We start from the raw sequence: 26,275 nt of genomic DNA on the forward strand, positions 1-26,275 counted from the left end.
ACAGCCCGCCATGTGCACTCAACGGGTGAGCGACTGATGTTCAGGCAACGGCCGACGGGTTCGCCTGTGATCGTGCTGACGCCTGGGTAAAGCCCAGTCTAAGGACCCACGCTTTGACCTCTGCTTGAAAATGTGCCACGACCTGGGAGAAAGGTCGTGCGGTCATCGAGGAGAGCCGGTTGGATCTTTGCCGGCATCCTTCAAAATGTACTCAACAGTGTAGACCCGAACGCGGGCTCGGCTCCGATCGCTCTTCTGCCCGAATTTGATCTTCTCGGTGATCACCGGGGCGACCTCGTCGCCTCGGCCCTTCCCGATAAGCGAGGCAGCGACGTCGCGGTCGATGACGGCGGGTGGGTGCTGCAGCTGATCCAGGAATCCTTGGGTATCATTCCAGCCTTCGGAGCGCCATGTCACGATCCGCTCATCAAGATCCACGGATCCCGCCTCATCGAGAATGCTGAGCGCCAGCTCGTAATTGCGCTCTGAAAGGCCGGAGACCGCGAGCACATGGCCGCCCCGCCGAATACCCTCGCTGTAGACGGCCTGATCCTCTTTGGGAAATAGGAAATCTTCGATGTTACTCCAGAGGCCGTCGTGTTCATCTATGTCTGTTCGTGAGTTCTGCACATCGGCAATGAGACTAATGTTCGCACGTTGAATGCCAGCCGCCACCAGCAATTCGGCCGCTTGCTCGGCGCCAGTGCGATCATCGAAGAATGAGAGCAATGACAAGGATCCCGATTTGTCTGTGTCAGCATGGCTCACGGTCATTGTTGTCCACTCCGTTTCACACTTGGTGATGGGAAATCCATGAATGACGATAGGGTTCCAGAAGTGGTCCGCTTTTGCATGTCGTGATCAGCCGCTGGGACTTGAGTTGCAAGGACGTTTATTCATGGAACATCTCGTCTTCGCACTGCGTTACCTCCTCCCATTCCACGGCTTGCTGCCGACATTTGAGGCTTCGATGGCAAAAACAAAATCGCAAAAGCAGCTTGAGACCGCTCCTCTAATCCATGGCGCAGCGGAACTGTCGTCTGTGACCGTTGACGATTACAGCAGCAAACTACGTGGCAGGAATGGCTTTCTTGGCGATGACGCGAACAAAGCGACATTCATCTCGAAGCTGGAGGAGCTGAGAAAGGTCCAGCGGACGCACGGAATGGATCCGTTGAAAGACATGCCAGCTGACAAACTTTCGAAGAAAAAGATCGATGCCCTGCTGGTGGGCGAAGATGTGGAGGCGGTCGCCGTCGTGATGGGAGCGATCGAAGGTTTCGCTCACGATTTTGCCGGGGTAATCGAGAAATTTGTTCAAGACAGCGTATGGTCTAAGACCGAGCGCATTGTCATCGGCGGAGGGTTCAGACAGGGGCGTGTGGGAGAGCTCACAATTGCCCGGACACAAATTTTGCTGAACGCGTCGGGGATGGACATCAAGCTGCTGCCCACGATTCATCACGCTGATGAGGCCGGCTTGATTGGGGCGGTCTATCTCATGCCCGACTGGATGCTCAATGGCCATGAAGCGATCTTGGCGGTTGACATCGGCGGTACCAACGTCAGGGCGGGCATTGTCGAATTCGGCAAGGGGAAGAAGCGAAACCTTGATGAGACGCGTGTCACCGATTCTATACTCTGGCGCCATGCCGACGACGAGCCGAGCCGCACTGCAACGATTTCCAGGCTTGCCGCCATGCTTGGGGAACTTGTCGAAAAGGCAAAGGCCGCTCGTCTTAGGCTTGCCCCCCTCATCGGTATCGGATGCCCAGGTGTCATTGAAGCCGATGGCTCAATCACACGTGGCGGACAAAATCTGCCGGGCGGAAATTGGGAAAGCGACCATTTTAACCTTCCGCGCGAGCTGAAAAAGGCCATCCCAAATATCGGTGGCGATGACATTTTCATCATTATGCATAATGACGCAGTGGTGCAGGGGCTTTCGCAGATGCCGCAGGTGAGGGACGTTTCGAGCTGGGCGGCGCTGACGATCGGCACTGGTCTCGGCAATGCACATTTCACGAACCGAACGGTCAAAAAGAAATAGGGTGGCCGAGAAGATCCCTCCGGACGTTACACGGAATTTCTCTCACTTCCGACATATTTTCGCCTGCCTGGGGGTGACGCGAGTATTCCGGCCATATGCAATGCTTGTCACCTGATACCATCAAGTTTTCCGTAAGTCATAGTCGATCGCGCCATATCGTCAGCGACAATCTTCTCTCAACGTGCCGTCCCGCGCTTCGGCGCGCCACTCGCGCGTACCGGGCTTCGGGCAGACCGGCGTCGAACGCCGGTCGACAGTAATGCTGCCGGTGGCGACATCAAGCGGGATGGAAACCCCGCCCTGGTCATAGTCCTGGCGATAACGATCAGTGCCAGGAGGCATGCCGCCAAACCGGCCACTGGAATCCATGTCGCCGAGAGCCTGCGATAAAGCGGGAACGCTAAGTCCGAGAAGAATGATCGATGTCGTTGCTGCAATGAACCCGCGCATGACCATGTCCTTTAAGATTGTTCAGAAGGAAAATGGACCGGGCTGTCTTTAGTTCCCCGCACCATTGATATAAGGCCAACCTAAGGCGCCGGCACAACGTTCGTTTACGACCTGCCATTGGAGCACGCCGTTGGCCTGCAAGCATCAATTTGTTGCGCAAAGGTCCGCGCCGACACGGCACGGGCTAACGCTCCAAATGGTTTGCAAACAGCGGAGCGAGTTCCTTTTCGTCGCAGAGGAGTTGGAGCTCGCTCTTGCCGAGTTCGATTTGGTTCCAGCGTATGCGATAGCCGCGGTGTCTGCGGCGCAGGCGGAAAAGACCTAAGAGCTCTGTGCCGATTGGCGATGCAGATATTCTCTCCATGGCTGCGTACAGGCCGACATGGAATTCGGTGATTATAAGATCTGGCCCGTCTTGTTGCGCCCGTACCTCTTCAATATGGCCAATTGTTTTGCCTGCCCTCGATAAGACGGCTCGCCCCACCAACAATTCGACATTAATCTCAACCAATTTATGCTCCGGGAATTTTGTTTACCACATGGTCTCTCAACCAATCTTGCCAAGCAAATATGGTGGTGTCGCTCACCGCCACGTCCACCTCGATGTCAACCCCAATGCGGCGCACGGCCGTCCACGCGACGCGATGGGGTCGGGAGTGTCGGTCTCCACCGAGTTGGGACGCGACCCACGTCATCCATTGCTGTGGCTGTCGGCCAAGCCGCCGGGCCATTACGATAGCGCCGACCTCTATCGCGATGACCCGTGGCGGGCCGTCGCGCCGAAGTTCGGCGACGATGCCGTCAACCTTGCCCATCTTTACGCCATTTCGATCGACCAGTTGCTTATCGAGAACATCACGCAGCAGATCCATCACGTACCTCCAAATAACTCGAGCGGGATCGTCACAATCGCCAAGATAGAACCCAGCAGGATGATCAAGACGACGGCCGAATTGGATACGGTTCCGTTGCCATGTTTTCCGACATATCGCTCATCATTCATCAGGAATAGAAAAGGGACGACAGTTAGCGGGAGGGTTGCTGCGGTCAATGCCATGGACAGGATCGTCAGCTTTAGCGGATCGAAGCCTAAAATGATCGGAATGGCCGCGAACAAAAGTGCCAGCGTATAAGCGGCGCTAAAACCCGGGTCTTCACTTGGTTTGCGGTCTTCGCCCCAGTTCCAACCCAGTCCTTGAGCAATCAGGTAGGCTTGCTGCAACCCGAGTTCCAGGATTGCGCCGAAACAGGCGATCCCTAGGGAAGCAACAAACAACCAGTATCCCGAGCGACCAAATACAGGGACGAGCATGGTCGGCAACTGGTGATAATCCGTGACTTGATCAACCCCATTCCGAGCGAGCACAAGAGCGGCCACGATCAACACTGCGATTGATATCGTGCCGCCGAAACTCATGCCCAGCCCCGCGATTGCACGATTAGTTCCAAGATAGGTTTCATCCCACGCATCCTCGACCGCGCCAGAAGAATAGAACAAGAATAGGTATGGCGATATCGATGCGCCGAGAATGCTCACGGCCGTAAACCAGTAGCTGGCATGGTCGTGCTGCGGCATACTTGGCAAAGCACCGAGGGCGAGCAACTTCACATTAGGTTTAAGCAATACCGCCGCAATGACGAAACAAAAGGTCACCAATCCGAGGATGGAAACGCCTTTCTCGATGAAGCCGAAAGTGCCCTTCCATAGTAATAACCAGGCTAGAAAGGCAACTGCCGGTGCCCACCACTGAAAGGTAATACCTGTCGCAAGCTCGAGAGCAATGGCACCTCCTCCTATTTCAGCGGCAAGAACCATCAGATTGAGCAACAGCGTGGAGAGAAAAGGCAGCAAGAAAAATGTCAAACCGAACCGCTCTCGGATGCCGTCCGAAATCGTGTGGCCACTTACCGCGGCGAAACGGCCAGCCATTTCGACAAGGAAAATGATGCAGATAGTGCCGAGCACGATCGCCCAGATGAGTTGAAAGCCAAATGCTGATCCCGCTTGGGCGGCCGTCGCCAGCGATCCGATTTCAAGAAAACCGCCAACGCTTGTGACAATTCCAAGCGATATTTCTAATATTTTTTTCATGTGGATCGTCGCATACCTGACGTTAGGTTGAGACGCTCTATCGCATCACTTAGCTTGGTTGCCGTTTGCACGGTGTCGTGATCTCCAAGCGCGACCTGGTTTTGCGCTTGTGCGAGAAGATCGATGATCTCGCTTAGCGACCTGCTCACCAATTCGCGCTGCGTCCTGTCGGCGTGGCGAAGGGCTTCGATTTTAGAGGCTGCATTTTGGACATTGCGCCGCGTCGACCGCAGGGTCTGCTGTACAAAAGGCGCCGGGAGTTGATTCATGCGCCAGCCATCAAGCGCCATGCGCGCCGAATTCGAGCATGACGAAACAATTCTGGAGTGCTCCTTTATCTGATCCGCGTCGGAAGAGGAGCAACCTGCCGCGACCAAGCAAAGAACGCTTACGCTGATTTTCACTAAATTCGGACTGTTCATGTCAGTTCGGTTCAGCGGTTGCCTTCGCCATAAAACGCGGGTGCAGTCAGCAGGTTCCGGAGCACCGAAGCCGTCCGGAAATCTTTCTGAAGTCGAAAAGCACCGATCCAATGGGGTCGTTGATAAGGTCGATGGGAAGTGCAGCTCATGAAGGTAAGCGCATGGCGAGGCGTCTGCGACCTGAGTGCCTTGCCATTTTCCAATGCGCAGCCTCCTCCTTTGATTTCGGACTTTGGTCCGAGGCACACCCGGACTGAGGTCGCATCCTGGGAACAGCAAAGCATTTCCGTCGTTGGTTGGGCAGCGGTCAGGAAGGCCGCGTCGAACAAAAGGAAAATCAGATGTTTGCCAAGCTTATTCTAGGCACGGCCGCCGCCGCCGCCCTGATGTCGGGCATAGCGTTTGCCCAGTCTTCAACGGTTAACGGCGCTGCAGGCGGCGCAGTCACTGGCGCCATCGTGGGCGGCCCGGTTGGCGCGGCCGTTGGTGGCGTTGCCGGCGCCATCGTCGGTACGGCGATCGATCCGCCGCCGGAAAAGGTCGTTACTTATGTTCGTGAAGCGCCTGCGCCGTCGACCCGCGTCGTGGTAAAGGAGAAGGTGGTCGTCGGTCAGCCGCTCCCCGAAACCGTCGTTGTGACGCCCGTTCCGGAAAATCCGAAATACTCGTATGCGATCGTGAACGACGAGCGCGTCATCGTCGAACCGTCGTCGCGAAAGGTGATCCAGGTCATTAACTGACGGGGTTAAGACGCCGCCTTTTAACGGCGTCAGCTCTTGGAGAAATGAAGACGGCCGCACCCATATGCCGCCACAACGGTGCGGCCTCAAAGAAGAGAAGTCATCACTTTCATTATTGCTTCATAAGATGGCCAGATGGTGATGGTGGATCCGAACGAATACCCGATCGTCTACGTTATCACGGCCGGATCGGGCGGTTATCGATGGAGTGATGCATGGTCTACGAAGAACCAAGGACCAGCCGTCTTGCCTTGCCAATCATCGCCATTCTGCTGGCGATGGTCGGGATTGTCCTGCTTCTGATGTCGAACGCCGGGAGCCATCGGCAGGCCAGGGTTTTTGTGCAGATCCAACAGCCGGAGGCCGTCAGCAAATCGCGGATTTCTGGCCCTTGATCCGAGTGAAGATGGAGCTCCACCCTTCCCCGGGCCCGATCTCACCGTAGGATCCGACCAGCCTTGGTAAATGTCATGGCGATTAAAGAATCAGATCGAAAATTGTTTGACCGGGTTTGGGCTCTTGGCGCCAAAGCAGTGAAAGACAATCGTATATCTGCGCTCAGAAACGTGACGCTTAGCACGCCTACCTTGGAAGAGTACCAGAATAGCCACGGCAAACGGATGGCGGATCTAATCAAGGTCGTCCAACTTGGGATCCTGGAACTCCGCGCCAGCGGCGAAGTTATCGAAGCTGATGAGGCTCAGCCAAGCCCACGACGGGCGACGAGCCGCACCTGAAATCTCCTCGATTCGGCTTCCCCATACGTCAGTTTGGACAGACTTTTCTGCGGGGCCCTTCTCGTAGGGATATTTGCCGCGATCGCTCGTCGGGTATATCTATCCGATAGCTCGCATAGTGAAACTCCTCCATGCTTAAGGCGCCTGCCTTGCGCTCATTGAAAACAGCACCGTGAAGCGATTGCTTCCTGTAGGCGGCCTGGAGGGAACAACTCGGCCGATGATCGGTTTCGTGTGCAACAAGGCGATATCTTAGCTGAGGCAGTGGAACTTCGCGGTCACGCGCAGTGCTTGAACGCCCGCTTTCGGTTGATGATCGAGAAAGCTCAAACGTCTTGGACACTTGGCGCTGCCGCAAGTCGCCAGCCGCTACCCGTATCATCCCGAGCCCCGCACAACAGGAGTTATCGTGTCTCTTAAAGCCCTTGCCTTGAACGGCACCCTCAAGTCCTCCGATTCCTCTGAGGCGTCCTCCACCGGCAAATTGCTCGAGCTCATCACCGAAGAATTCAAGAAGCATGGCGTCGAAAGCAAAACCATCCGGCTTGCTGATCACAACGTCAAGCCAGGCGTGACGTCTGATGAGGGCGAAGGCGACGCTTGGCCGAATATTCGCAAGATGGTGCTTGACGCCGATATCCTTCTTGTCGGAACGCCAATTTGGCTCGGGCAGCCAGGAAGTGTTTGCAAACGGGCACTGGAGCGGATGGACGCGTTTTTGGAAGAGACCGATGAACAGGGCCGCATGGTCTCGTATCGCAAGGTCGCCGCGGTTGCGGTGGTAGGAAACGAAGACGGGGCTCACCACGTTTCGGGGGAGGTCTTCCAGGCCCTTAACGACGTCGGTTTTACAATCCCTGCTAACGCCGTCGCCTATTGGGTCGGTGAGGCCATGGGATCGACGAACTTCGTTGATCTGAAAAAGACCCCGAAGGCGGTTCAGACGATGATTTCCACGCTTGCCCGAAATACCGCCCATCTCGCCAGGCTTCTGAAGCATGCTCAATATCCAGGGGAAGAGCGATAGTATAATGATGATGGCAGCCGGCACGGCTGACAAGGACCCGCTCGAGGCGAGGATCGGGGTCGGTGCGATCCTCGTCGGCAAGGCGAGCATCCGCGGGACGGCCACGGGTGCAAGCCTTTGGGCGACAGGCCCGATTGGAACGGCAGACGGTCTCGGAGCATATGAGACTGCGATCGTGCTTTCGATCGCCACGTTCGCGACGTTACGCGTGATGACGACCTTCAAGGTCGAAGGAAAGGATGGCCACGCCGACGTTGTCGCGTCGGGGATCAGAGAGGGTGATGATGGATGAAGGCCTGGGAGAGATGTCGCGCAACTTGCTGCATGGCCGGCCGTGACTCCGCACCCGCTGCCGCAGCGGGCCGAAACCGACATGACGGAGTGCGCACCTGGGCAGGAACTTGATGGTGCCTCCGACGTTTTGGAACGATGAGGAGGATTTCAAATGTCAGTTCCAAACGAACCCATCGTGCCGCCGGCGCCCGTACCGCCGGTCGATAGCCCGCCACAGGATCCCGATCGCATTCCTGACGACCAACCACTGCCCGAACCCGACGATCAACCCGGCCCGATGATGCAAGAAGCCAGAAACGACGCGACAGGGGACATGCCGCGGCATTCGCCTCCGGCGAACTAGTAGAAGGTCTGCATTTGGAGCCTTATCTGTCGACTGGGACCATGTCCGCGACCACAGATGCGGCGGCTCCGCTCTTTGGTTTGCTCATTCCGCGGCTTGGCGTAGAGAATCATCCGCGGAAAATTCCGCGACGGCCAGGATCTCGAACTCGCTTGGCATGAAATGCTGGTCTGATCCTATGACGGCCAATGTCCAATAATCCGGATCGTCGCCGAATATGGTGGAGACTTGCACGACGGTAACGTTCCCGTCAAAATGTTTCGGGGACCTCGCCCAGTAAAGGGCGCCCGGCACTAGACACGTATTTGACATGTACGTTACTCCAACTCGATTCCGCTACCATAACAGAAGCCTCGAATATGAACATGCCTCAGTTCGAGTGCGATGCGGTCGCGTTCTCGAAACGACGGGCGGCGTTCCACAAATTGATGGCGGCTGGATGCGGATCATCGCCAGAAGCACCTCGTGTCCGACATCGAGCGAATCCCTGAGCCTTTTCGACGAGAAATTGCATGCCCGCTTGCGCAATGACACTTCTCTAGCCGGATGTCCGGCCAGACCGTGCTTTTCCAGGGCGCACGCACCAGTTGCCCAGGTCGTTCAGACCACCCAAATCGTCCTGGAGCGTCTCCATCGCGTTCAGAAGTTTCTTGTGCCGGCGTGCTCCGCGCGTGTCAGCGAAGAGCGAGCGGGAGAACTCCGCCGCATACCTGAATTTCTTGGTGTCCTTGCGAAACTTCGTGCCGATGGTCGCCGTCAATCGTCGAAGCGCCTTTCCGTCCTTTTTCAGCCGTTTGCGTTTCTTCTCCAGCACCCGTGCAGCAAAATTTTGCGCACGCGGCAGTGCCGACCCAAGTAGCCCGCTATTTGCAAGATGGTCGGTGCGGGCCTCGCCCAGCACCGTAGCCAGCCAGCGCAGTTCGCCGTTGAGACGCACAGGTTCGTCGCCGGAGACGATCGACTTGAAGAGAGAGAACGCCGAGCGGAGACGCCGCAGGGCTACCCGAGCCTGGTGCAGGGCTTCGGGCTTGCGCTTGTCAAGGAGCGCGTCTTCATTCAGACGGAAATGCCGGCAGGAACTCGCGATGGCCTGGAAAGCAGCAATGGCCGTCATGTCGCGGTCAAGGTGAAGACTTTCGTCTTGTAAGCCGGTTTCTGCGCTTCGATGAGAACGAAGCCGGTTTCGGACACCGAACCTGAATGCGGCAACCGCGTCGATCCTGCGGGCAAGGACGAAGAGATCGCTTGGATCACCGTCCTTCAGCTCCAGCTCGGCTTCGCGGATCGGCGAACTCCGGTCGCCGGAATTCGCCTCGCCGGCATCGATGACGACCTCGATCCGGGAACCGTTCTCCTCGACGTTCCACAATCGCCGCTCGACTGTGACGTCGAACACCGGTTCGAGGCTCAGGTCGCAGCCGAACTCTCCAATCAGCGGGCTCGTGTGATCAAGGATGGGTTCTTCTCCCTCGAGGGGCGTTTCCCATTCCGAACGGGCAAACAGCGATCTGCTGGGGCCGCTGGCCTTTACCGTCTGGGTCCGCGCCGCCCCAACCTGCCGGATGCGCAGCGTGTATCCGTTCCGCCATAGGGTGCGATCGACCGTATCGAAGTAAGTCGACTTTTGATTTAAAACTTTGTCGGGTTTCCCAAGAAGATCGGAACCAAGAACAGCGTTCGCGGCTTCCGTTGACAATCGAGCTTGATTTCGATTTCCGACGACAAGATGACTCCGGCTGTGAGAGGGCGGTCCTCAACGCTGAGCGTGCTGTCATAGTGCGGTGATACAGCGATTTCATGAAACAAAATCGAAAATCGACAACCTTTATGCTTGCCAAGGACCTCAAATCATCGCGTTCCGGCAATGCCGGCCACGACCTACAGCAGGCTGGAGCCATCTGCTATCGTCGCAACGAAAGTGGCCGGCTGCGGGTGCTTCTGGTCGGAAGCCTGCGGAACGGCCGATGGGGTGTCCCAAAAGGGCATCTCGATCCGGGTGAAACCAGCTTTGTCGCTGCTTTGCGGGAAGCGTTCGAAGAGGCTGGCGTGGTGGGAGAGATCGACCCGGAAGTCTTCGGGTCATTTTCCTATCAGAAGGACAGCACGCCTCATCGTTACCATGTCGCTGTCCATCTTCTCGAAGTCTCAGGGATCGCCACGGACTTTCCCGAAAAGACGATCCGAAGACAAAAGTGGTTTCCGATAGAGGTTGCGATCCGCGACGTTTCGCAATCGGGATTGCGTGCACTCTTGAAACGTCTGCGTTGAACTGCAGGTCTCGAGAAGCGTTATCGCGAGATGCAAGACGAAATTTCGGCAATCTCGGGCAATACGAATGAACCGGACGAGGCCAAGCCGGGCGCGAACGTCAACTTTCCTTTCGACCGGATGACCGTCGAACAGTTTCGCCGCAAGTTCCCCCGCGCACGGTGGAGCGATATTCGCAAGGCATGGTTCATTCCCGGTCGGACTGCGTCCCGTCGGTTCGGAAAATGGCTGGCCGAACGGGAGGCAGAAGCCGACGCGCATGCCGATGCGAAGGGGAGGGACGCCTTCGATTTCGATCCGATCGACAGCAGCTATTTGGAGCTTGGCAAGGCAGGTTTCCGGATCAAGACACCGTACTCGAAGACGGTGGTCGACACGCTACGCGAGGTTCCGTTCTCGCGGTGGGACGGTGACTTGAAGATCTGGCATGTCCCCTACCGATCCTTCGAGGAACTGCACCAACGCTGGCCACAGATCGAAGCGGCAGCTCGCCGCAACGAGCCGGAGGAACGGCGACGTCGTGCCGCAGAACGAAAGGGTAGCGAAGAGGACATGAGGTCGAAGCTTCGCTCGATGGAACGGAGGCGTCGACGCTATCCTCTTGTGAGCGGCGACCTGCCGCCTATCGGCCGCGTTGTCGCCATCTCCTACGGTCTCGTCGTGTTCACCGACATTACCGGCGAGCTCGTCGAGCCCGCGGCGGTCGCGGAATTCTATCCCGGCGTCACCGAAGATCATGTGTGGGGATTGTGGCGGAAGCCCACTTTCGACGAACTCGTGCGCACTTGGCCATCGAAGACGGCGCGGCCGGAACGCGCGCAGTGGTGGACACCGACGATCGATGAGCTTCGGCCTGCAAGAAGGGCGGCGCGTTCGAGAGAAGTAAAAACAGTCCGGAGCCATAGCAGCAGCTAGTTCTTCGCTCCTGCTCGATCGCCCGATTGCGCGACCAATCAAACGGAACCATGCTGGAGGGACGATCGCCGGGAGCCCGTTCGTGGAAGCAGCACCGCCAGTACCGCGATGATCCAGCATGAAATCGACGTGCCCCTACATCAGCTCGCCCGGATGATCGGCGACGAGAATGGACACAACAGGTACCACTCTAACCGCCTTCAAGGGCTTTTGCGCCTTGTCCATCCCACGAAGTCGGCATTGACGCGGATACGCGGGCCAATAGCCCGACGACGGGGACGGGATGATCTACTGCCGACGGCACGCTCCCTTCATGTTCTTCGACAAATGAGTTCATCTACCGGAACCAACGGGGCAATAACCCATTTCCCAACGTGACTGACGGGACGGATAATGACAAAAGACGATCAACATCATACGGATGCGCGCAGGGCGGGAGAGCGCCTCGTGGCTGAGCACGTGCGCGAAGACCCTTTCGCGGCGGCCTTCAAGGCCACGCGCATGCCGATGATCGTTACCGACCCCAACCAGCCCGACAATCCCGTCATCTTCTGCAACGCCGCCTTCGAACGGCTAACCGGGTACTCAAAAGATGAAATGATCGGCGTTAACTGCAGGTTACTGCAGGGGCCGGACACGAGCGCGGCCACAGTCGCTAGCATCCGCGACGCCATCGCTGCGGGCCGCGACATCGCGGCCGATATCCTCAACTATAGAAAGGACGGCAGCACCTTCTGGAACGCGTTGTTCATCAGCCCCGTGCGGGACGATGACGGCCGGATCGTCTACTTCTTCGCATCGCAACTCGACTTCACCAACGTTAAGAGCAGGGAAGCCGAGCTCGCTGCTGCCCGTCATCTGGCCGAAGAAGCTGTGGCCGAACGCACCAGCGACCTGCGGGCCGCGCTTGCTGCGAGGAGCCTGCTGATCCACGAGGTCGACCATCGCGTGAAGAACAACCTTCTGACCATGGCGTCTATCGTCAAAATGCAGGCAAGACTAACCAAAGATGAGGGCCAGCGGCAGGCCTTGACCTCCGTGCTCAATCGGATCGAGGCGCTCAGCACGGTACAGCGAAAACTGTTCACGACGAACGATGTCGCCCGGTTCGACATTGCTGACTTCGCGCGCGAACTTGCTACCGAACTGGTCGGCGCCATTAAGCGGGACGACATCCGTCTGACCCTTGATCTTGAGCCAGTCTACGTACCGGCGGTGAAAGCCTCGCCACTGTCACTGATCGTCAATGAGCTCGTCGCCGACGCAGTTCGCCGAGGTCTCGGCGCCGGCGGAGGCGCAATCCATATTGTCGTCAAAGGGCTCAACGGCCACTTCCTGATCAGGGTGGAGGATACCTCTAAGCCGGTCGAACCAGACGAGACAAGTGCCGAGCTTGGCCGGATGCTGCTGGAGGCGTCCGCCCGGCAGGTTGATGCAAAAATCGAACGAACTCAAAACGGAAGGCGGACGGTCGTGGACGTCACGCTGCTCATCGAAAACGAGAAGGATCTACGCTATTGAAGGTCATGATTGTCGAAGACGAGATGTTGCTCGCGATGGCACTCGAGAGCGAAGTAGAAACAGCCGGCCATGCGGTCGTTGGTCTTGCGGCCACCAGCGCCCAAGCCCTGGAACTCGCCCGTGAAGAGAAACCGGAATTTGCATTCGTCGACATTCACCTGCAGGACGGTCCGACCGGGATAGACGTCGGCCGGTCTCTCGCCGCACAGAATATCCCCTATGTGTTCGTCAGCGGTAACATCAAGAAGCTTCCGAACGATTTTGCGGGAGCCATCGGTGCGATAGAAAAGCCGTACACAATGAACGGTATGGCGAATGCGCTAGCCTATCTGTCGGCGGTGGTTGCAGGCGACAACAATGGCCTACCTCCACCAAACCTCGTGCTTGCGGAGGATGCAATACGCTTGCCGCGCCATCAGCGAACGCGCTGAAGTTTCTGTCATGATAGGGATCCTTGGGTCGACCAGTGACTTCTGCCGATGAGAGTCCCTCGCGACATCACCGCGTTCAACTAAGGCGTTGCAAAGGCCTCGCCTTGGACGACTTCAAGTTCGGTTTCGGCCTCGTCCGATGCGTCGGTTTGCCCGAGGGGTATACGTGCGAAGCGACATCCGCGACATCGCGGCTCGCGTTGGGTCGTTTCGCCCACACGCTGATAGTGCTCGTGTGTTAGCCTCCCATCTGCGCAAGGCGTGTTTGGTTCGATCTCCTTCGGAACGAGTTTCGCCCCTTCCACAACGGCGAGTAGAATAGCGGAATCAGCGCATTGCCGCCTGTTACTGCTCAGTTGAGCGGCTAACTTGTTCTAATAAGTCACTGTGGTGGAAATTCGAGTTTGCGTACGTCGTAGCCGAGTTCGCTCGCCATCCTTATCATGCGCCGGAGCTTGGCCGTGGAGGGAACGGTCCGGGAATAGATCCACAGGTCCTTCATCGACGGGTCCGCGCTTATAAACCATGATCTATCGGGCGATTTGTATAATATCCAGTAGTTGAAAGTGACGAGAAAGGGGTAGCGCACCCGCATCTTCGCATTTGTCGTTCCGAAATCCTGGATCGTCCCGGTACCGCGGACAGTTTTCAGGCGACCCTTAGGCGTATCGACGCGGCAGCCGTCTTCGACGGAGATTTCATCTGGCGATTTGCCTCGTCGATAGGTCGAATATCCCGCAACGCAGCCGTCGGTCAGGAACATCGGGGTGCGCCCGATCTCGAGCCATGTCCCGCTATAATGATCCCGCTCGACTTTCACCACCTTGGGCGCCGCCCACGCAGTGGCGGTGCCGCCAAAGAGGAACAGCGCGATGAGCAGGGAAGGACCCGTGCGATTGTGATAGATTTCCATGAATACCTCCGTTTGTTCGGTGCGTTGGAAGAGGCTGTGTTTTCAATTTCCGGGATGCCGGGAAACTCCTGCATATCGCAGCGTTACGAAGGCCATCAGGCTGGCGACCGCGAATGCATTTAGATTGAAGAGGATTGCCAGATCAGCATCCGCCCAGATGTGCAGTGGCGAACCGATATAGCGGCGCGATAAGATGAATAGGGCAAAGACCACAACGGCCATGCCACGTTGCCACCGTTTCTCGTTTTCGCGGAACGACAATGAAACCAGCAGCATGCAGGCGGCGAAAAACAGTTCTGTACCAGAGCTCTGGCCGAATAGTTTCGTCTCAAAAAAAGTATCGACGGTGCCGGCCAGTGGCAGGGCGATGCGAGCTGCCAGTGGAGAACTTTGCGCCAGTAACGGGATCGCCAGGAAGAAAGGGGCAGCGATCAGAGTACCAAGCGAAGCCGCCACACCATTTCCGACGAAGTACCAGACATAGACCGGATAGAACGGCTTGTTGACGACAATGACCAAGGCAACAGCTACCGTAGCTTGGGTCAGAGGATCGAGCGAGGGTCGCGTTTTTTCGTTCATCACGCTGCCGGTGCCAACAGATAGTGGCCGACGCCCCAAACCTCGCCTTCATCATAACCGAACATGCCGGCCGTCGAGAGAAAGAATAGCCGCCATCGGCGTTGCCACAGCGATGCGTGCCGGCCGTAAACCTGCCTTAGGATCGGCTGGATTCGATCGATCTCGCGATCGAAGTTGGCAAGCCAGTCGAGCGCGGTGCGGCGATAATGGATGCCGGACCACCGCCATTCGTCCTCGACCCGGAACAGATCGCTAAAACGATGCGGCAGATCATGGGCCGGCATTATACCACCGGTGAAGAAGTGCTGCGCGATCCAGTCGGCGGGGTCGGCGCGGTCGAATCGATAGGATCGATTCTTGTGAGTGAAGACATGCAGGAACAGCCTGCCCCCCGGTTTCATCCAGCCGCTGATGCGCTGGAGGAGCGCGCGCCAGTTCGACATATGCTCGAACATTTCCACTGAGACGACACGATCATAGCGCACATCAGTCGAAAAATCGTTCATATCCGCGGTGATCACAGTGAGATTGGCCAGCTCGCGCGCTTCTGCAACGCCCAGGATGTAGGCGCGTTGAGAGGCTGAGTTCGAGACAGAAATGATACGCGCGTTCGGGAAATGCTGGGCGATATGAAGCGAGAGCGAGCCCCAACCGCAGCCAAGTTCTAGGATGCTCATGCCGTCTTCGATCCCTGCATGTTTGACGGTTTCAACAAGCGCCAGGGTTTCCGCTTCTGCAAGCGTCGTTTCGGTCGTCGGATAGAGGCAACAGGAGTATTTCCGCTGCGGGCCGAGCGTCTGCGCAAAAAAGCCGGCCGGCACCTCGTAATGCTGGCGGTTGGCATCCTCCGTATGGGTGGCGACAGGAAACCCGTCCATCGTCTCGACAAATCTCTGTTCGACCTCCTGCGGCAGGGTAGCCAATCGTCGTTGCATACGGCCGCAGAGCAGATCGATGCCTGCGAGCGACAGGCCGTCGGCGATCGGTGCGCGCTCGGCCGCATTGATGGCGAAGGCGAGCATGTTCATCAGGGTTCTCCAGGAAGAGGGGATGTGGATTTACGGGGGCCTGGAAAGAAGGCGTTGACGCGTCTTTGCAAGGCTCGGAATTTTTCGCCGCGCGAACGAAGCATATGCTCTTCGAGCGGCGGAATGCCGGAGATATGCACCAGGAGCCAATACATCAGCAGCGGCGCAAGTAGCGAAAGCCAGCTCCAAATCGGCTGGGCCAGCGCAAAAAGCGGAAAGCAGCACCAGAAGAGCCATTCGAAAAAATAATTGGGATGGCGGGAATAGCGCCACAAACCGACTTCGCAGACCTCCGTCTTTGCCTGCGGTGTCTTGCGAAAGCGGGCAAGTTGGGCGTCGGACAGTGCCTCGCCGCCGATCGCCACAATGCCAACGATGATGGCGACGACATCGACAAGGCGGGGGAAGGCCGCGTCATTGCCTGCCGCGAGGTGGACGGCGAGCACGAGAACGAAGGCGACGATCGCCTGGATCTGCAGGAAAACAAATAACCGCGTGGCGGCGCGATCGCCCCAATCCTCGATGAATTTCGCATAGCGCGGATCCTCGGTGCCCCCCTTGGTGCGCGATCCGATGTGGCTGCCGAGCCGCAAGGCCCAAAGGCTGATGAGGACAAGGACGGTCATGCGGCGATCAAAGCTACCATCGGCAAAGACCGCCGCGATGATCCCGCCGAGCCCAACGGCAAAGGACCAAATCGTGTCGATCCAGCCGCTGAGCCCCGTGGTACGCTGAATGGCCCAGGCGCCTGCCATTGCCAGCGACAGTCCGATTGCGATGATGACTGGAAGATGCGCGTCCATCGTATTTCCCGTCGGCCTTGAATGGTCACGACGGGTCTTACGCTAGTCGGCGCGTTTCAGTTCTCGCGTCGAGCATGAAAAATTCGGAAAATTTGTGCCGCCTATGAAACCGGACCGAATTCCCTTCGTAGAGACAGGTTGGAAGCAATCGCATTGAGATCCGACAATTGCTCGAAACGAGAGGACCTTATGGCATTTCATGATCGGGTTGCGGGTACACGGCGCCTTAATATCGCAGTGGTCGGAAGTGGCATTTCAGGCCTTTCGGCGGCCTGGCTGTTGTCGCAGCGCCATGACGTTACCGTATTTGAAGCGTCGGACAGGATCGGCGGTCACAGCAATACGGTGACTTTTCAGACAAATGGCGACGACGTGGCAGTCGACACCGGCTTTATCGTCTACAATCAAGTTACCTATCCCAACCTCACGGCCCTCTTCCACACTCTCAACGTGCCGACCGCCGCCTCCGACATGTCCTTTGCGGTATCGTTAAACGACGGCGCATTCGAATATTCCGGAGGCAATGGTCTTGGCTTGTTTGCCCAGTGGTCCAACGTCGTCAGCCCGCGATTCTGGTCCATGATGTGTGATCTTTTTCGGTTTTATCGCAAGGCGCCGCGCGATCTGGCAATCATGGCGGGCATTTCGCTCGATGACTATCTTTCGCGCAACGGCTATGGGCGTGCTTTTCGTGACGATCACCTGTATCCGATGGCCGCGGCAATCTGGTCCACGCCCTCCATGGAGGTTGGCGCCTATCCGGCCGCCAGTTTTGTGAAATTCTGCTGCAATCACGGCCTCCTCGAGATTTGGGATCGTCCGAAGTGGCGCACGGTCAAAGGTGGCAGCCGCGAATATGTGGCGCGTATGACGGTCGGCTTTGCCGACAGGATACGCCTTTCGACACCAGTAAGGACGGTGCGTCGGCTGGGCGGGGATATTGAGATCCGTGATGCTCTCGGCGGACGGCAGCTGTTTGACCATGTCGTTGTCGCAACGCATGCGGATCAGGCGCTTCGTATGCTGGCGGACGCCACCGACGACGAGCGCCGCATTCTTGGTGGTTTCCGCTATTCCCGCAACGTGGCGGTGCTGCATCGCGATGCGGCCTTGATGCCCAGGCGTCGAGCCGCCTGGTCGAGCTGGAACTATTCGGCAGATACGCGAACCCTTTCAAAAGAGGGACAAACGCAGCCCTCGATCACCTATTGGATGAACCGGCTTCAGCCTCTCGGTGGCGCACCGCCGACCTTCGTCACGCTCAATCCCAACCGAGCTCCGCGCGAAGACACTATCATCAGCACCTATATCTACGAACACCCGGTCTTCGACCTTGCAACAGACAGGGCGCAGCAGGAGATATGGTCTCTTCAGGGCGCGCAGAATACCTGGTTCTGCGGCGCCCATTTCGGCTCGGGCTTCCATGAGGACGGAATCCAGGCCGGGCTCGCGGTGGCCGAAGATCTAGCAGGCATCCGTCGTCCATGGCAGGTGGGGCAGGAAAGTGCCCGCATCGTTCGCAGGCCTATCGCACGACCGATCGAAGCGCAGATCGGACAGGAGGTGCTGGCGTGACAGCTGAACCTCGCGCGACCCCGTTTTGCGGTCATCTGACGATCAGTGCGCGGCCGAAGCCTGAAAGGGATTCGCTTTTGTGTGCTTCTTGGCCTGCCGCAAGCGCCGATACTGTTTGTTCGCATGTCGTTCAGCGACACCAGTCGGCCTCATCTATCGGGCGAAATGCATGAGCCAGCTTGGGGAATTTTCCGACGTACCATTCGTGACCACCGCGACCCGAAAGCCTGGCCTCGGCGGTCGCCTCATGGCGCATATGGTCCGCAACATTCGAATTGGCACGCTTAAAATCGTGTTGCCCTCCGGGGCGGTGATCCACGAGGTGGGAGCTGAACCCGGGCCTGACGCGACTATTGTTATATGGCGCTGGCGCGCTCTCAGACGCATGGTCACAGCCGGCGATATCGGCTTTGCGGAGGGCTTCCTGGAGGAGGATTGGACGACCCCGGATTTGACCGCATTGATACGGCTGGCGGCCAGAAATGGCGACGCCCTGTCTCCGGCGATCGAGGGCAGCCAGCTCATGCGGCTTTTGAACCGCACACGCCACCTTCTCAACGCCAACACGAGGCGCGGTAGTCGTCGAAATATCGAAGCGCATTACGATCTCGGCAACGATTTCTACAAGGAATGGCTCGACCATAAGATGCTGTATTCCTCGGCTATCTTCGACAAGACCACGCCGACACTTGAGGCTGCACAGCAGAACCGTCTGAATCAAATTCGGGGAAAGCTTGTGCTTTCAGGTGGCGAACGTGTTTTGGAGATCGGTTGCGGTTGGGGCGCGTTGGCGCTCGATCTTGCAGCGAATTCGGATGCCAGGGTCGTCGCCATCACGCTGTCGCCTTCCCAATTCGCTTGGGCGAAAGATGTGGTCGCCGCCTCCGGCAAAACCGGCCAAGTCGATCTGCGCCTTCTGGATTATCGCGACACGGACGGTCAGTTCGATCGTATCGTGTCGATCGAGATGTTCGAGGCCGTCGGCGAAGCCTATTGGCCGAGCTATTTCGACATGCTGAAGCGCTGCATGAAGGATGACGGCCGTACCGTGCTGCAGATCATCTCCATTGAGGAAGGTCGGTTCGAGGCCTATCGCGGCAGCATCGACTTTATTCAGAAATATGTCTTTCCAGGCGGATTTCTGCCATCGGACGCAGCGCTTGGGCGCGCAATAACTACAGCTGGCCTGAAGCTTACCGCGATAGAGCACTTCGGCAAATCCTATGCTCGAACGCTCCGCGAATGGAGGGCACGCTTTCACGCGCGTTGGCCCGCGATCGCCGCCCAAGGGTTCGACGAGCGCTTCAAACGGCTTTGGCACTATTACCTCTGTTACTGCGAGGCGGGCTTTGAGGAGGGAAGCATCAATGTTGGATTTTACACGCTCGAGCATGCGTAAATTTGCTTCAAAAGGAGAAGCGGAATGAGACCTTTGATGCCGACGTTCGCGGTCGTTGCTCTTGTGCTAGCCGGCGTGGCCGAAGCTGGGGACATTAGTGGTCAGTGGGCACGAGGAGACGGAAATGCAAGGGTTCAGATTGCGCCATGCGGGTCGGATATCTGCGCGGTCAACACCTGGATCAAGCCGGGCACGCCGAAGGAGAAGGAAGGCGACAAGCTTGTGATGTCGATCAAACAGGATGCCGAGGGTCGCTATTCCGGCACCGCTTTCGATCCGCAGCGTGACATGAGTTACAGGCTGACGGTGACCGTGAGCGGGAACAAGATGACCACGAAAGGTTGCGTGGTCGCTGGTCTGCTTTGCAAAGGCGTCGATTGGACACGCGTCAACTGACGCTTGCATCAAAAACCTCGGGGAGACCTATGTGAGAACGAATGTCGTCTCGTACCTTGCCACGCTGATCGTCTTCGTGGCGATCGATTTCGTCTGGCTGAGTACCATGGCTGATCGTCTTTATCGCCCGACCTTGGGCGACATGCTGACACCCGAATTCCGGCTGGCTCCGGCCATGGCGTTTTATCTACTCTATGCGGCCGGATTGACGTTTCTTGCCGTCAAACCAGGCCTGACATCTGGTTCGCTCGCAGCGGCCGCCGTTTACGGCGCCGTCGTCGGCTTGACCGCCTACGCCACCTACGACTTGACCAATCAGTCAACGCTCAAGAATTGGTCGACGACTCTGACCATAGCGGACTTGCTCTGGGGTTGCGCGCTATCGGCAGTCTCAGCCGGCGCAAGCGTTTGGATAACCCAGCGCCTTGTCGGAACTCTTGGCGAGATATGAAGAGCGTGGTTGTCACGTCAAACGTCATGGAGATTGAAGAATGAAACTGTTATTCGTCCTGGCGGTGGCAAGCGGGGTTTTCTGCACGGGATGTTCCACGTCACCGCGCGCCCTGTCTCAGAGCGCTGCCTACCAAAAACATCAGCCAACTCGTCCGGCGAACGCGAGGAATTGCACGAGTAAGCCCAACTACGAGGGAATGTTACGCACGCTATGTTATTGAGTCACCCCGAGATGACATGCGAGTGGGAGAGGCAGTAACTACAGTCCTTTGATAACGTGCCATCGCCAAACTAGGCTTATCCGCCCAGATCTTGCGTGGCGTAGGCCGCACTGTCGATATCGGCGGCGCTCGAACAGAGCTGTTCCAGTCCATTCACCTCGCGCTCGGCGGCGCTTTCTCTACGCGACACCCCGACGAAAAAAGTGCCAGGCGGAATTCAAAGGTTAGCGTTGCTCATCGCAGCAGGCGCTTCGGCCAACCGGATTTCGATGGGGAAACGTTTGCTATTCGCATCGTCCACTTCGACTGATCATCCCCGCACAGCTTCTTGCGAACTCACCAAGTGATTCCGATCCAGGTGAGTTCCAGATACACAGATCCAGCCGCGTCCTGCGACGTAGACATTGATCCCTCACCGAAACCCCGCACGTTGACGTACCGGCTTTTTCGGAGTCGAATGAGCGGCCAGTGTTTCGCCGGCCCAATGGATCAAAGCTGCCCCTCAATATCGAGGGCAAGCGCCGATCCGTGAGCAAGCCTGGCGATCTTTGACAGCCCAACGACGCCTGAACCTGGCAGGTACCCGACGTGCGCTTTGCCGACGAATGGGACCATATGTGTTCGCAATGGGAGAAGAAGGCTATGTCTCGCACGACGATCAGATCGTCGTAGCCGCCTACGTCTGCGAACGTCTGTGCCAGTATCGCCGCAGTGTTTCATCATATCCGGCAAATATTTCTCCGAAAGCCTCAACGACGTGGGCCGGCGTATCGAGAAGGCCCTCGCGATCAGGATTGTCGCCTGCCAAGGATATGAGGACCCTGACCGCCGCCTCTGCTTCTCCGCGGCTCGGTCGTCGGGCGCCAGAAGCTGCCTCCTCGACAAGCTGATCCATTTTGTTATCTCCCGATTTTCGCTCCTGCTTGCGAGCGAGGCGATCGAAAAGAGGATATTGAAAATTTGAAGATCCACAGGCGCATTGCTGCGTAGACAGCGTCGTCGAAACCACGGATCATCAAAATGCCTTTCGCCGCGCAAAGCCTGCAGAGACCGCGCTTTTCATTGGAGAAGGTCAATCGACCGATGAATGACGATGCACCCACCCCAATTCTCTTGAGCCGCCTGCTGGTGGCGGTGGGGAACGAACGGGACAAGGACGCTTTCGAGCAATTGTATCGCCACTTCATCCCGAGACTTCGTTCCTACATGAAGAGGTTGACCAAAGACACTGCGCTCGCTGAAGAACTCTCCCAAGAGACGCTCGTTGCGGTCTGGCGCAAGGCCGGACAATTCGATCCAGCCAAAGGGCAGGCGTCAACCTGGATCTTTCGGATCGCGCGAAACCTTCACATAGACAAATATCGTCGCGGATCACACCCCGAATTCGACGAGAACGATCCGGCCTTTGTCCCCGATGAAGGCCCCTCGGCGGATATCCTCATGATAAGGGAGCAGGAAGCGAGAACGCTTGGCAAGGCACTTATGTCATTACGGCCGGATCAGGTTGAGATCCTCAAGATGTCGTATTTCGAGGAGATCCCTCATTCGGCGATCGCGCAAACGTTGGGAATACCTCTCGGCACAGTGAAATCAAGGATTAGAATGGCCTGTGGCAAACTCCGCCAGGCACTTGGAGACCTCAGATGATCCGGCATCATTTGGATGATGATATTCTAGTGCGATACGCAGCAGGCTCTCTCGAAGAGGGCTGGAGCATAGGCGTGGCGACACATTTGGCCCTTTGCCCCGAATGCCGTGGTCGCCTGCAGATGTTTGAAGCATTGGGTGGCCATTTCCTTGAAAGCGAAATTGTTGAAGATGTGAGTGACGATGAGTGGCAAAAGATGAGAAGACTGATATCTGCTGACGAAACGGGCACTGTCGTCCAACTCAAGCCCAAACGACATGGCGACGGCCTCATTCCAGAGCCCTTGCAAGCGTATGTGGACAGAGCGGGCGGCTTGAAATGGCGCCGCCTTGGCGGCGGGGCGGCGCAGATGATCGTACCGACGGACGATTCCACGACCACCGTCAGGCTTCTAAAAATCCCTGCAGGAAAACCTGTACCGGAACATTCGCATGGCGGAACGGAACTGACGCTTGTCCTGGACGGTAGCTTCAGCGATGAACTATCAAGCTTCAAGCGAGGTGACGTCGAAATGGCGGACGCGGAAATCCTTCATACACCGCGCGCAGATCCGGGAAAGGATTGCATATGCCTGGCTATCACAGACGCACCTCTGAAGTTCACCAGCCGATTTGTCCGATGGCTCCAGCCATGGCTCAAGATTTGACTTCTATCGCGGGATTGCTAGGTCTTCATTCGCCAGACGACACCTCTGACGTGGTTTGAGCCGATAGCAGCCACGGTTCCCAAGCAGGCGCGATCGAGGGGAGGGGTCAGACATTTAAAGCCGGCATGTTCAGCCTGTCGAGCTCCAGGAACCACACAGTTGAGAGGTCTTTCAGAAGATACAGAACATAACCTCGTCCGGCGTATTGGCGTGCGCCTTCAAGACGGGTGTGATGGGCACGGTCCTTGTGGTCGAAGTCGAGCCGCTCATCCGTCTCAAGGTTATCGATTTCCTGGAGGAGGCTGGATTCGATGTCATCGAAGCAGCCTATGGCGATGAAGCGTTTGATCTCCTCGGTGATCATTCCATCCACCTCATCTTCACCGACATACAGATGCCAGGCAACCTGAAAGGGTACGATCTTGCCCACAATGTCGCACGGCGGTTCCCCGATGCAGTATCGTCGTCGCTTCAGGAAGGCTGGCGTCGCAAGATTTGGAGCTGCCGCCCGACGCCGAATTCTTCTCCAAGCCCTACGATCTCAGTCTCAGAGTTGCTCGTCTCAATGCCGTGTCAAAGCGCTGAGCGAGTACCGGACAGCCCGTTGATACGGTGTGCGCTCTTTTCTCAGACAGCGTTTGCCAAATGCCATATGGTCTTGACCAGCGAGGGATAAGGCTCATGAAAATCGAGATAGATACTCCCAAGATTTCCACGCGAGAGCGCTTTCTCGAGGCGATCGTTCAGAGTGCGATCGACTACGCGATCATTTCGTTGGACCTTGACGGCCTCGTGACGAGCTGGAACGAGGGTGCACGTCGAATCCTCGGCTGGAGTGCCGAGGAAATGGTTGGCAAACCCGCGAGCGTCTTCTTCGTGCAGACCGACCGCGAGCAGGGCGTGCCGCAACGCGAGATGACGGCGGCTTTGAGCGCGGGCAGGGGTAGCGATGAACGCTGGCACCTAAAAAAGGATGGGACGACGTTCTGGGCGTCTGGCGAGATGATGGCACTGCGCGCAGACGACGAGACAGTCATCGGTTTCGTCAAGATTCTGCGTGACCGGACGAGCGAGCGCGATCAGGCCGACAGGCAGCGACTCCTGATGCACGAACTCGGACATCGTCTCAAAAACACCCTCTCGGTCGTTCAATCGATCGCGACGCAATCACTCCGTAATGCCGCATCACTTGAAGACGCCTCAGAAAAGCTGCGCTCCCGCATAGCAGCCTATTCTACGGCACATGACATCCTCCTTCAGAAAAACTGGACCGGCGCAACGCTTCGAAACATTGTCGAGGCGGCGAAGGTCAATATCGGCATGGAGGGAAGCGAGCGAATCCTCATTCGCGGTCCCGACGTCGAACTCGGCCCACAGGCCGCGCTTTCCATCTCTCTTGTTCTTCATGAGCTTCTCACCAACGCAACAAAATATGGCGCGCTGTCAAATTCGGCCGGTCACATCGACACCACTTGGAAGGTCGAACGGATTGATGGCGAGGACATGCTCGTATGCTCCTGGCGCGAGTTCGGCGGTCCTAAGGTGACGAATCCGTCTCGCAAAGGATTCGGAACGCGTCTCATTCTCTCGAGTTTGAAGAGCTACGGCGACGTCGGGCTCGAGTATGACCCGGCCGGGATCATGGTGGAAATGAAGATGCGGTTGTCGAAGATTCAATTCCGCAGCGAGCTGGCCCAGATTCCTTGAACGGGCAGAGCTACATGAGGATCGACTGCCCCAGCTTGCGCATGGACCTGCGGTCTTGCTGAGGCCGCAGTGAGGGAAAGTCCCGATCGGTCTCCCTCGATTTGATGTCGACTCAAAGTCGAAATGAGCATGGCGTCGATGCTTTCGACGAAAAACCATCACCGGCGCATGATCGATTTCGATGATCATCGCCGCCGATTCTGATTTCCAAATCTCAGATGTTAATGAAGTTTCCTCTCCTGGTGCCGGAATCGATACCTGTCGCAAGGTTGTTTCCTAGCGCGGACGGGATGATCGGTCGATCGGCCAAAGATAATCTTGCGACCGGGGACCGCTACGCGATCGGCTCGCGTGCCACCGTCTTTTCGATGCCCCTTGGGGTTCGATTGCGAGATCGAAATCGGTTCCTTTGCTCAGTGCGGGTTAATGTCAGAGGATGTAATCCAAACCCGTCCATCATAGGCCAGTTCGCCGTCTGAGAATTTGCGATCGGCAATACCCTCGTAAACATGAAGACACTGAAGGAGCCCTTCCATGACGTCGCCTTCGCCGGATGGCATGGCATCGTCGGTGATGCACACGGCCTGATGGAGGTTTCCTTCAGTCATGACCAGGAGAGCGTGACCGCCATAGAGGCGAATTTTACCAGGCAAGGTTACGAGCGACATGGCACCCTCCTCGAAAATAGCCGGATAGTATTGCATCGCTATCCCGACGCTAAGGGGCCATGGTTAATGAAAGGTTAACGGTTATCAATTATGCAATCAGGAGTAAGCGCCGCGGCAAAAGGTCGTAATTGCATTCTTCGCAGACGCTTTTTGTTTGACCCTGTAACCAGCCGGCGCTTGAAAGCGGATCGATGAGCAGTTGCCGTACCCAGTGACTTGGCGCGGCGGTCGTCCTGCTTACGGCCACCGAACGTCTGAAGACCGGCAGGGATTGAAGGATCGCCCCCTGGACATGACAGCAAATATTGTTCGCTTTGACGCAATTGACTCTGGCTCGCGCACGCATAGTCAATATGTCGCGACGCGAGCCCGGGTTATTCATGCGCTCGTCAAGATCATATGCCACCCGAGCGGCAAGAACGGCATTTCGGAGGAATGATGGATAAGCCCTGGTCTGAGAGCTGCGGCCCGGTGGCGGCGACCGAGCGTGATGTTCAAAAGGCGAGCGCGATCAACGCGCTTCTCGGGCGACCGATCGACGTTCTGCCGCAAAAGGCAGGCGATCCCATCCGCCCATTGGCGGTTGGGATCTTCAGCGAGATCCGGGCGCTGTTGAAGCCGGACGTCGGGGTGACCAGGCTCAGACGTGCGACTGCCGTTTATGTCCGCTTGAAGCGCTATTATTTCGCAAGCGCCCAGCGTGACTCCATGCGCCACGATCTTGCCGGCGCGCCGGTCGAACCGGTTTCCGCTGCGGACAGACTGCAGGCGCAGCGGCGCTTTCTGGAAATGAAGCGGACCCGCATGCAGCCCGACGCGTTGGCTGCGGTGCCGCACGTTGCTGCTGATCCTGAGCCGACAAAGAACGACCTGATCCGCGCGGCGCTTCTCAAACGGCGGTCGTTGGCCGCAAAATAATCGGTCGGATCCGGCGCCGTGGCGGGACAGA

At 57.3% G+C, this 26,275-nt stretch carries 32 protein-coding genes and 2 pseudogenes; 20 read left to right on the forward strand and 14 right to left on the reverse strand.

The window, feature by feature from the left end:
- Window positions 1-162 precede the first annotated feature (162 nt).
- A complete protein-coding gene (locus tag AC1DTN_RS32785; protein WP_477924304.1) occupies window positions 163-774 on the reverse strand; it encodes a hypothetical protein in 612 nt (203 codons plus the stop codon).
- Window positions 775-970: 196 nt separating this feature from the next.
- Here AC1DTN_RS32785 and AC1DTN_RS32790 point away from each other — a divergent pair, with 196 nt between their 5' ends.
- On the forward strand, window positions 971-2,050 hold the full coding sequence (locus tag AC1DTN_RS32790; RefSeq protein ID WP_025668362.1) for an ROK family protein: 1,080 nt from the start codon (window positions 971-973) through the stop codon (window positions 2,048-2,050).
- A gap of 159 nt (window positions 2,051-2,209) precedes the next feature.
- On the opposite strand, the gene AC1DTN_RS32795 is transcribed toward AC1DTN_RS32790, so the two are convergent.
- The 5 genes from AC1DTN_RS32795 to AC1DTN_RS32815 all read right to left on the reverse strand — a co-directional run bounded on the left by AC1DTN_RS32795 (window position 2,210) and on the right by AC1DTN_RS32815 (window position 5,014).
- A complete protein-coding gene (locus tag AC1DTN_RS32795) occupies window positions 2,210-2,500 on the reverse strand; it encodes a hypothetical protein (RefSeq protein ID WP_477924306.1) in 291 nt (96 codons plus the stop codon).
- 184 nt (window positions 2,501-2,684) lie between these two features.
- The gene (locus tag AC1DTN_RS32800; protein ID WP_113321404.1) at window positions 2,685-3,011 is read right to left on the reverse strand and encodes a hypothetical protein; all 327 of its coding nucleotides are present in this window, start codon (window positions 3,009-3,011) and stop codon (window positions 2,685-2,687) included.
- A gap of 1 nt (window position 3,012) precedes the next feature.
- Window positions 3,013-3,372: a hypothetical protein gene (locus tag AC1DTN_RS32805; protein ID WP_113321403.1), complete on the reverse strand. Its 360-nt coding sequence runs from the start codon at window positions 3,370-3,372 to the stop codon at window positions 3,013-3,015.
- A complete protein-coding gene (locus AC1DTN_RS32810) occupies window positions 3,372-4,592 on the reverse strand; it encodes an Nramp family divalent metal transporter (protein WP_113321402.1) in 1,221 nt (406 codons plus the stop codon). The genes AC1DTN_RS32805 and AC1DTN_RS32810 overlap by 1 nt, the downstream gene beginning before the upstream one ends.
- Window positions 4,589-5,014, reverse strand: a complete 426-nt coding sequence (locus tag AC1DTN_RS32815) for a hypothetical protein (RefSeq protein ID WP_162747954.1) — start codon at window positions 5,012-5,014, stop codon at window positions 4,589-4,591. The genes AC1DTN_RS32810 and AC1DTN_RS32815 overlap by 4 nt, the downstream gene beginning before the upstream one ends.
- A gap of 341 nt (window positions 5,015-5,355) precedes the next feature.
- Here AC1DTN_RS32815 and AC1DTN_RS32820 point away from each other — a divergent pair, with 341 nt between their 5' ends.
- The 6 genes and pseudogenes from AC1DTN_RS32820 (at window position 5,356) to AC1DTN_RS32845 (ending at window position 8,155) form a co-directional block, all read left to right on the forward strand.
- Window positions 5,356-5,754 (forward strand): DUF1236 domain-containing protein, encoded by a 399-nt coding sequence (locus AC1DTN_RS32820; protein WP_025668368.1) that lies wholly within the window; start codon window positions 5,356-5,358, stop codon window positions 5,752-5,754.
- A gap of 215 nt (window positions 5,755-5,969) precedes the next feature.
- Entirely contained in the window at window positions 5,970-6,149 is a 180-nt protein-coding gene (locus tag AC1DTN_RS32825) for a hypothetical protein (RefSeq protein ID WP_025668369.1), read from the forward strand.
- A 75-nt stretch (window positions 6,150-6,224) separates the two neighbouring features.
- On the forward strand, window positions 6,225-6,491 hold the full coding sequence (locus AC1DTN_RS32830; RefSeq protein ID WP_477924308.1) for a hypothetical protein: 267 nt from the start codon (window positions 6,225-6,227) through the stop codon (window positions 6,489-6,491).
- Between the two features lie 409 nt (window positions 6,492-6,900).
- Complete coding sequence (locus AC1DTN_RS32835) at window positions 6,901-7,518, forward strand: flavodoxin family protein (RefSeq protein ID WP_477924329.1); 618 nt, start codon at window positions 6,901-6,903, stop codon at window positions 7,516-7,518.
- A gap of 52 nt (window positions 7,519-7,570) precedes the next feature.
- A pseudogene (locus AC1DTN_RS32840) lies at window positions 7,571-7,810 on the forward strand (hypothetical protein); the annotation flags it as partial.
- Between the two features lie 153 nt (window positions 7,811-7,963).
- Complete coding sequence (locus AC1DTN_RS32845; protein ID WP_477924310.1) at window positions 7,964-8,155, forward strand: hypothetical protein; 192 nt, start codon at window positions 7,964-7,966, stop codon at window positions 8,153-8,155.
- Window positions 8,156-8,239: 84 nt separating this feature from the next.
- On the opposite strand, the gene AC1DTN_RS32850 is transcribed toward AC1DTN_RS32845, so the two are convergent.
- Both AC1DTN_RS32850 and AC1DTN_RS32855 read right to left on the reverse strand, forming a co-directional pair.
- A complete protein-coding gene (locus AC1DTN_RS32850; RefSeq protein ID WP_477924312.1) occupies window positions 8,240-8,467 on the reverse strand; it encodes a hypothetical protein in 228 nt (75 codons plus the stop codon).
- Window positions 8,468-8,693: 226 nt separating this feature from the next.
- Entirely contained in the window at window positions 8,694-9,851 is a 1,158-nt protein-coding gene (locus AC1DTN_RS32855) for a CYTH and CHAD domain-containing protein (protein WP_477924314.1), read from the reverse strand.
- Window positions 9,852-9,982: 131 nt separating this feature from the next.
- Between AC1DTN_RS32855 and AC1DTN_RS32860 the strand changes: the two genes are divergently transcribed.
- The 4 genes from AC1DTN_RS32860 (at window position 9,983) to AC1DTN_RS32875 (ending at window position 13,290) form a co-directional block, all read left to right on the forward strand.
- A complete protein-coding gene (locus tag AC1DTN_RS32860) occupies window positions 9,983-10,423 on the forward strand; it encodes an NUDIX hydrolase (protein ID WP_113321394.1) in 441 nt (146 codons plus the stop codon).
- 30 nt (window positions 10,424-10,453) lie between these two features.
- Complete coding sequence (locus tag AC1DTN_RS32865; protein WP_477924316.1) at window positions 10,454-11,338, forward strand: hypothetical protein; 885 nt, start codon at window positions 10,454-10,456, stop codon at window positions 11,336-11,338.
- Between the two features lie 393 nt (window positions 11,339-11,731).
- Window positions 11,732-12,859, forward strand: coding sequence for a PAS domain-containing protein (locus tag AC1DTN_RS32870; RefSeq protein WP_477924318.1), 1,128 nt, complete (start codon window positions 11,732-11,734; stop codon window positions 12,857-12,859).
- Entirely contained in the window at window positions 12,856-13,290 is a 435-nt protein-coding gene (locus tag AC1DTN_RS32875; protein ID WP_113321390.1) for a response regulator, read from the forward strand. Before AC1DTN_RS32870 ends, AC1DTN_RS32875 begins: the two co-directional genes overlap by 4 nt.
- Before the next feature lie 382 nt (window positions 13,291-13,672).
- On the opposite strand, the gene AC1DTN_RS32880 is transcribed toward AC1DTN_RS32875, so the two are convergent.
- From AC1DTN_RS32880 to AC1DTN_RS32895, 4 genes are read right to left on the reverse strand one after another with little or no spacing between them, the layout of a single operon-like run.
- Complete coding sequence (locus tag AC1DTN_RS32880; protein ID WP_477924319.1) at window positions 13,673-14,203, reverse strand: lipocalin family protein; 531 nt, start codon at window positions 14,201-14,203, stop codon at window positions 13,673-13,675.
- A gap of 42 nt (window positions 14,204-14,245) precedes the next feature.
- Window positions 14,246-14,782: a hypothetical protein gene (locus AC1DTN_RS32885; protein ID WP_049818421.1), complete on the reverse strand. Its 537-nt coding sequence runs from the start codon at window positions 14,780-14,782 to the stop codon at window positions 14,246-14,248.
- Window positions 14,782-15,810 carry an SAM-dependent methyltransferase gene (locus tag AC1DTN_RS32890; protein ID WP_113321388.1) on the reverse strand — a complete coding sequence of 343 codons (1,029 nt, stop codon included), beginning with the start codon at window positions 15,808-15,810 and terminating at the stop codon, window positions 14,782-14,784. Before AC1DTN_RS32890 ends, AC1DTN_RS32885 begins: the two co-directional genes overlap by 1 nt.
- Window positions 15,810-16,613, reverse strand: coding sequence for a DUF1295 domain-containing protein (locus tag AC1DTN_RS32895; protein WP_477924321.1), 804 nt, complete (start codon window positions 16,611-16,613; stop codon window positions 15,810-15,812). Before AC1DTN_RS32895 ends, AC1DTN_RS32890 begins: the two co-directional genes overlap by 1 nt.
- A 189-nt stretch (window positions 16,614-16,802) precedes the next feature.
- Between AC1DTN_RS32895 and AC1DTN_RS32900 the strand changes: the two genes are divergently transcribed.
- The 4 genes from AC1DTN_RS32900 (at window position 16,803) to AC1DTN_RS32915 (ending at window position 20,434) form a co-directional block, all read left to right on the forward strand.
- Entirely contained in the window at window positions 16,803-18,188 is a 1,386-nt protein-coding gene (locus tag AC1DTN_RS32900) for an NAD(P)/FAD-dependent oxidoreductase (RefSeq protein WP_477924322.1), read from the forward strand.
- 169 nt (window positions 18,189-18,357) lie between these two features.
- The gene (locus AC1DTN_RS32905; protein ID WP_113321386.1) at window positions 18,358-19,587 is read left to right on the forward strand and encodes an SAM-dependent methyltransferase; all 1,230 of its coding nucleotides are present in this window, start codon (window positions 18,358-18,360) and stop codon (window positions 19,585-19,587) included.
- Between the two features lie 24 nt (window positions 19,588-19,611).
- Window positions 19,612-19,983 carry a DUF2147 domain-containing protein gene (locus AC1DTN_RS32910; RefSeq protein WP_025668385.1) on the forward strand — a complete coding sequence of 124 codons (372 nt, stop codon included), beginning with the start codon at window positions 19,612-19,614 and terminating at the stop codon, window positions 19,981-19,983.
- Window positions 19,984-20,014: 31 nt separating this feature from the next.
- Window positions 20,015-20,434, forward strand: coding sequence for a DUF2177 family protein (locus AC1DTN_RS32915; protein WP_477924323.1), 420 nt, complete (start codon window positions 20,015-20,017; stop codon window positions 20,432-20,434).
- Between the two features lie 757 nt (window positions 20,435-21,191).
- On the opposite strand, the pseudogene AC1DTN_RS32920 reads toward AC1DTN_RS32915, so the two are convergent.
- Window positions 21,192-21,552, reverse strand: a pseudogene (locus tag AC1DTN_RS32920) (GTP cyclohydrolase I); the annotation flags it as partial.
- 125 nt (window positions 21,553-21,677) lie between these two features.
- Here AC1DTN_RS32920 and AC1DTN_RS32925 point away from each other — a divergent pair.
- From AC1DTN_RS32925 to AC1DTN_RS32940, 4 genes are all read left to right on the forward strand, one after another.
- The gene (locus AC1DTN_RS32925) at window positions 21,678-22,304 is read left to right on the forward strand and encodes a sigma-70 family RNA polymerase sigma factor (RefSeq protein ID WP_477924324.1); all 627 of its coding nucleotides are present in this window, start codon (window positions 21,678-21,680) and stop codon (window positions 22,302-22,304) included.
- Window positions 22,301-22,951, forward strand: a complete 651-nt coding sequence (locus AC1DTN_RS32930) for a ChrR family anti-sigma-E factor (RefSeq protein WP_025668389.1) — start codon at window positions 22,301-22,303, stop codon at window positions 22,949-22,951. The genes AC1DTN_RS32925 and AC1DTN_RS32930 overlap by 4 nt, the downstream gene beginning before the upstream one ends.
- A 232-nt stretch (window positions 22,952-23,183) precedes the next feature.
- Complete coding sequence (locus AC1DTN_RS32935) at window positions 23,184-23,627, forward strand: response regulator (RefSeq protein WP_113321383.1); 444 nt, start codon at window positions 23,184-23,186, stop codon at window positions 23,625-23,627.
- A 5-nt stretch (window positions 23,628-23,632) separates the two neighbouring features.
- Window positions 23,633-24,658 carry an HWE histidine kinase domain-containing protein gene (locus tag AC1DTN_RS32940; protein ID WP_113321382.1) on the forward strand — a complete coding sequence of 342 codons (1,026 nt, stop codon included), beginning with the start codon at window positions 23,633-23,635 and terminating at the stop codon, window positions 24,656-24,658.
- Between the two features lie 413 nt (window positions 24,659-25,071).
- Here AC1DTN_RS32940 and AC1DTN_RS32945 read toward each other — a convergent pair whose 3' ends face one another.
- Window positions 25,072-25,326, reverse strand: coding sequence for a hypothetical protein (locus AC1DTN_RS32945; RefSeq protein WP_113183368.1), 255 nt, complete (start codon window positions 25,324-25,326; stop codon window positions 25,072-25,074).
- Between the two features lie 438 nt (window positions 25,327-25,764).
- Between AC1DTN_RS32945 and AC1DTN_RS32950 the strand changes: the two genes are divergently transcribed.
- Window positions 25,765-26,244, forward strand: coding sequence for a ProQ/FINO family protein (locus AC1DTN_RS32950; RefSeq protein ID WP_477924326.1), 480 nt, complete (start codon window positions 25,765-25,767; stop codon window positions 26,242-26,244).
- The last annotated feature ends 31 nt before the right edge of the window (window positions 26,245-26,275 follow it).

The organism is Rhizobium sp. 01T444, from assembly GCF_056398305.1.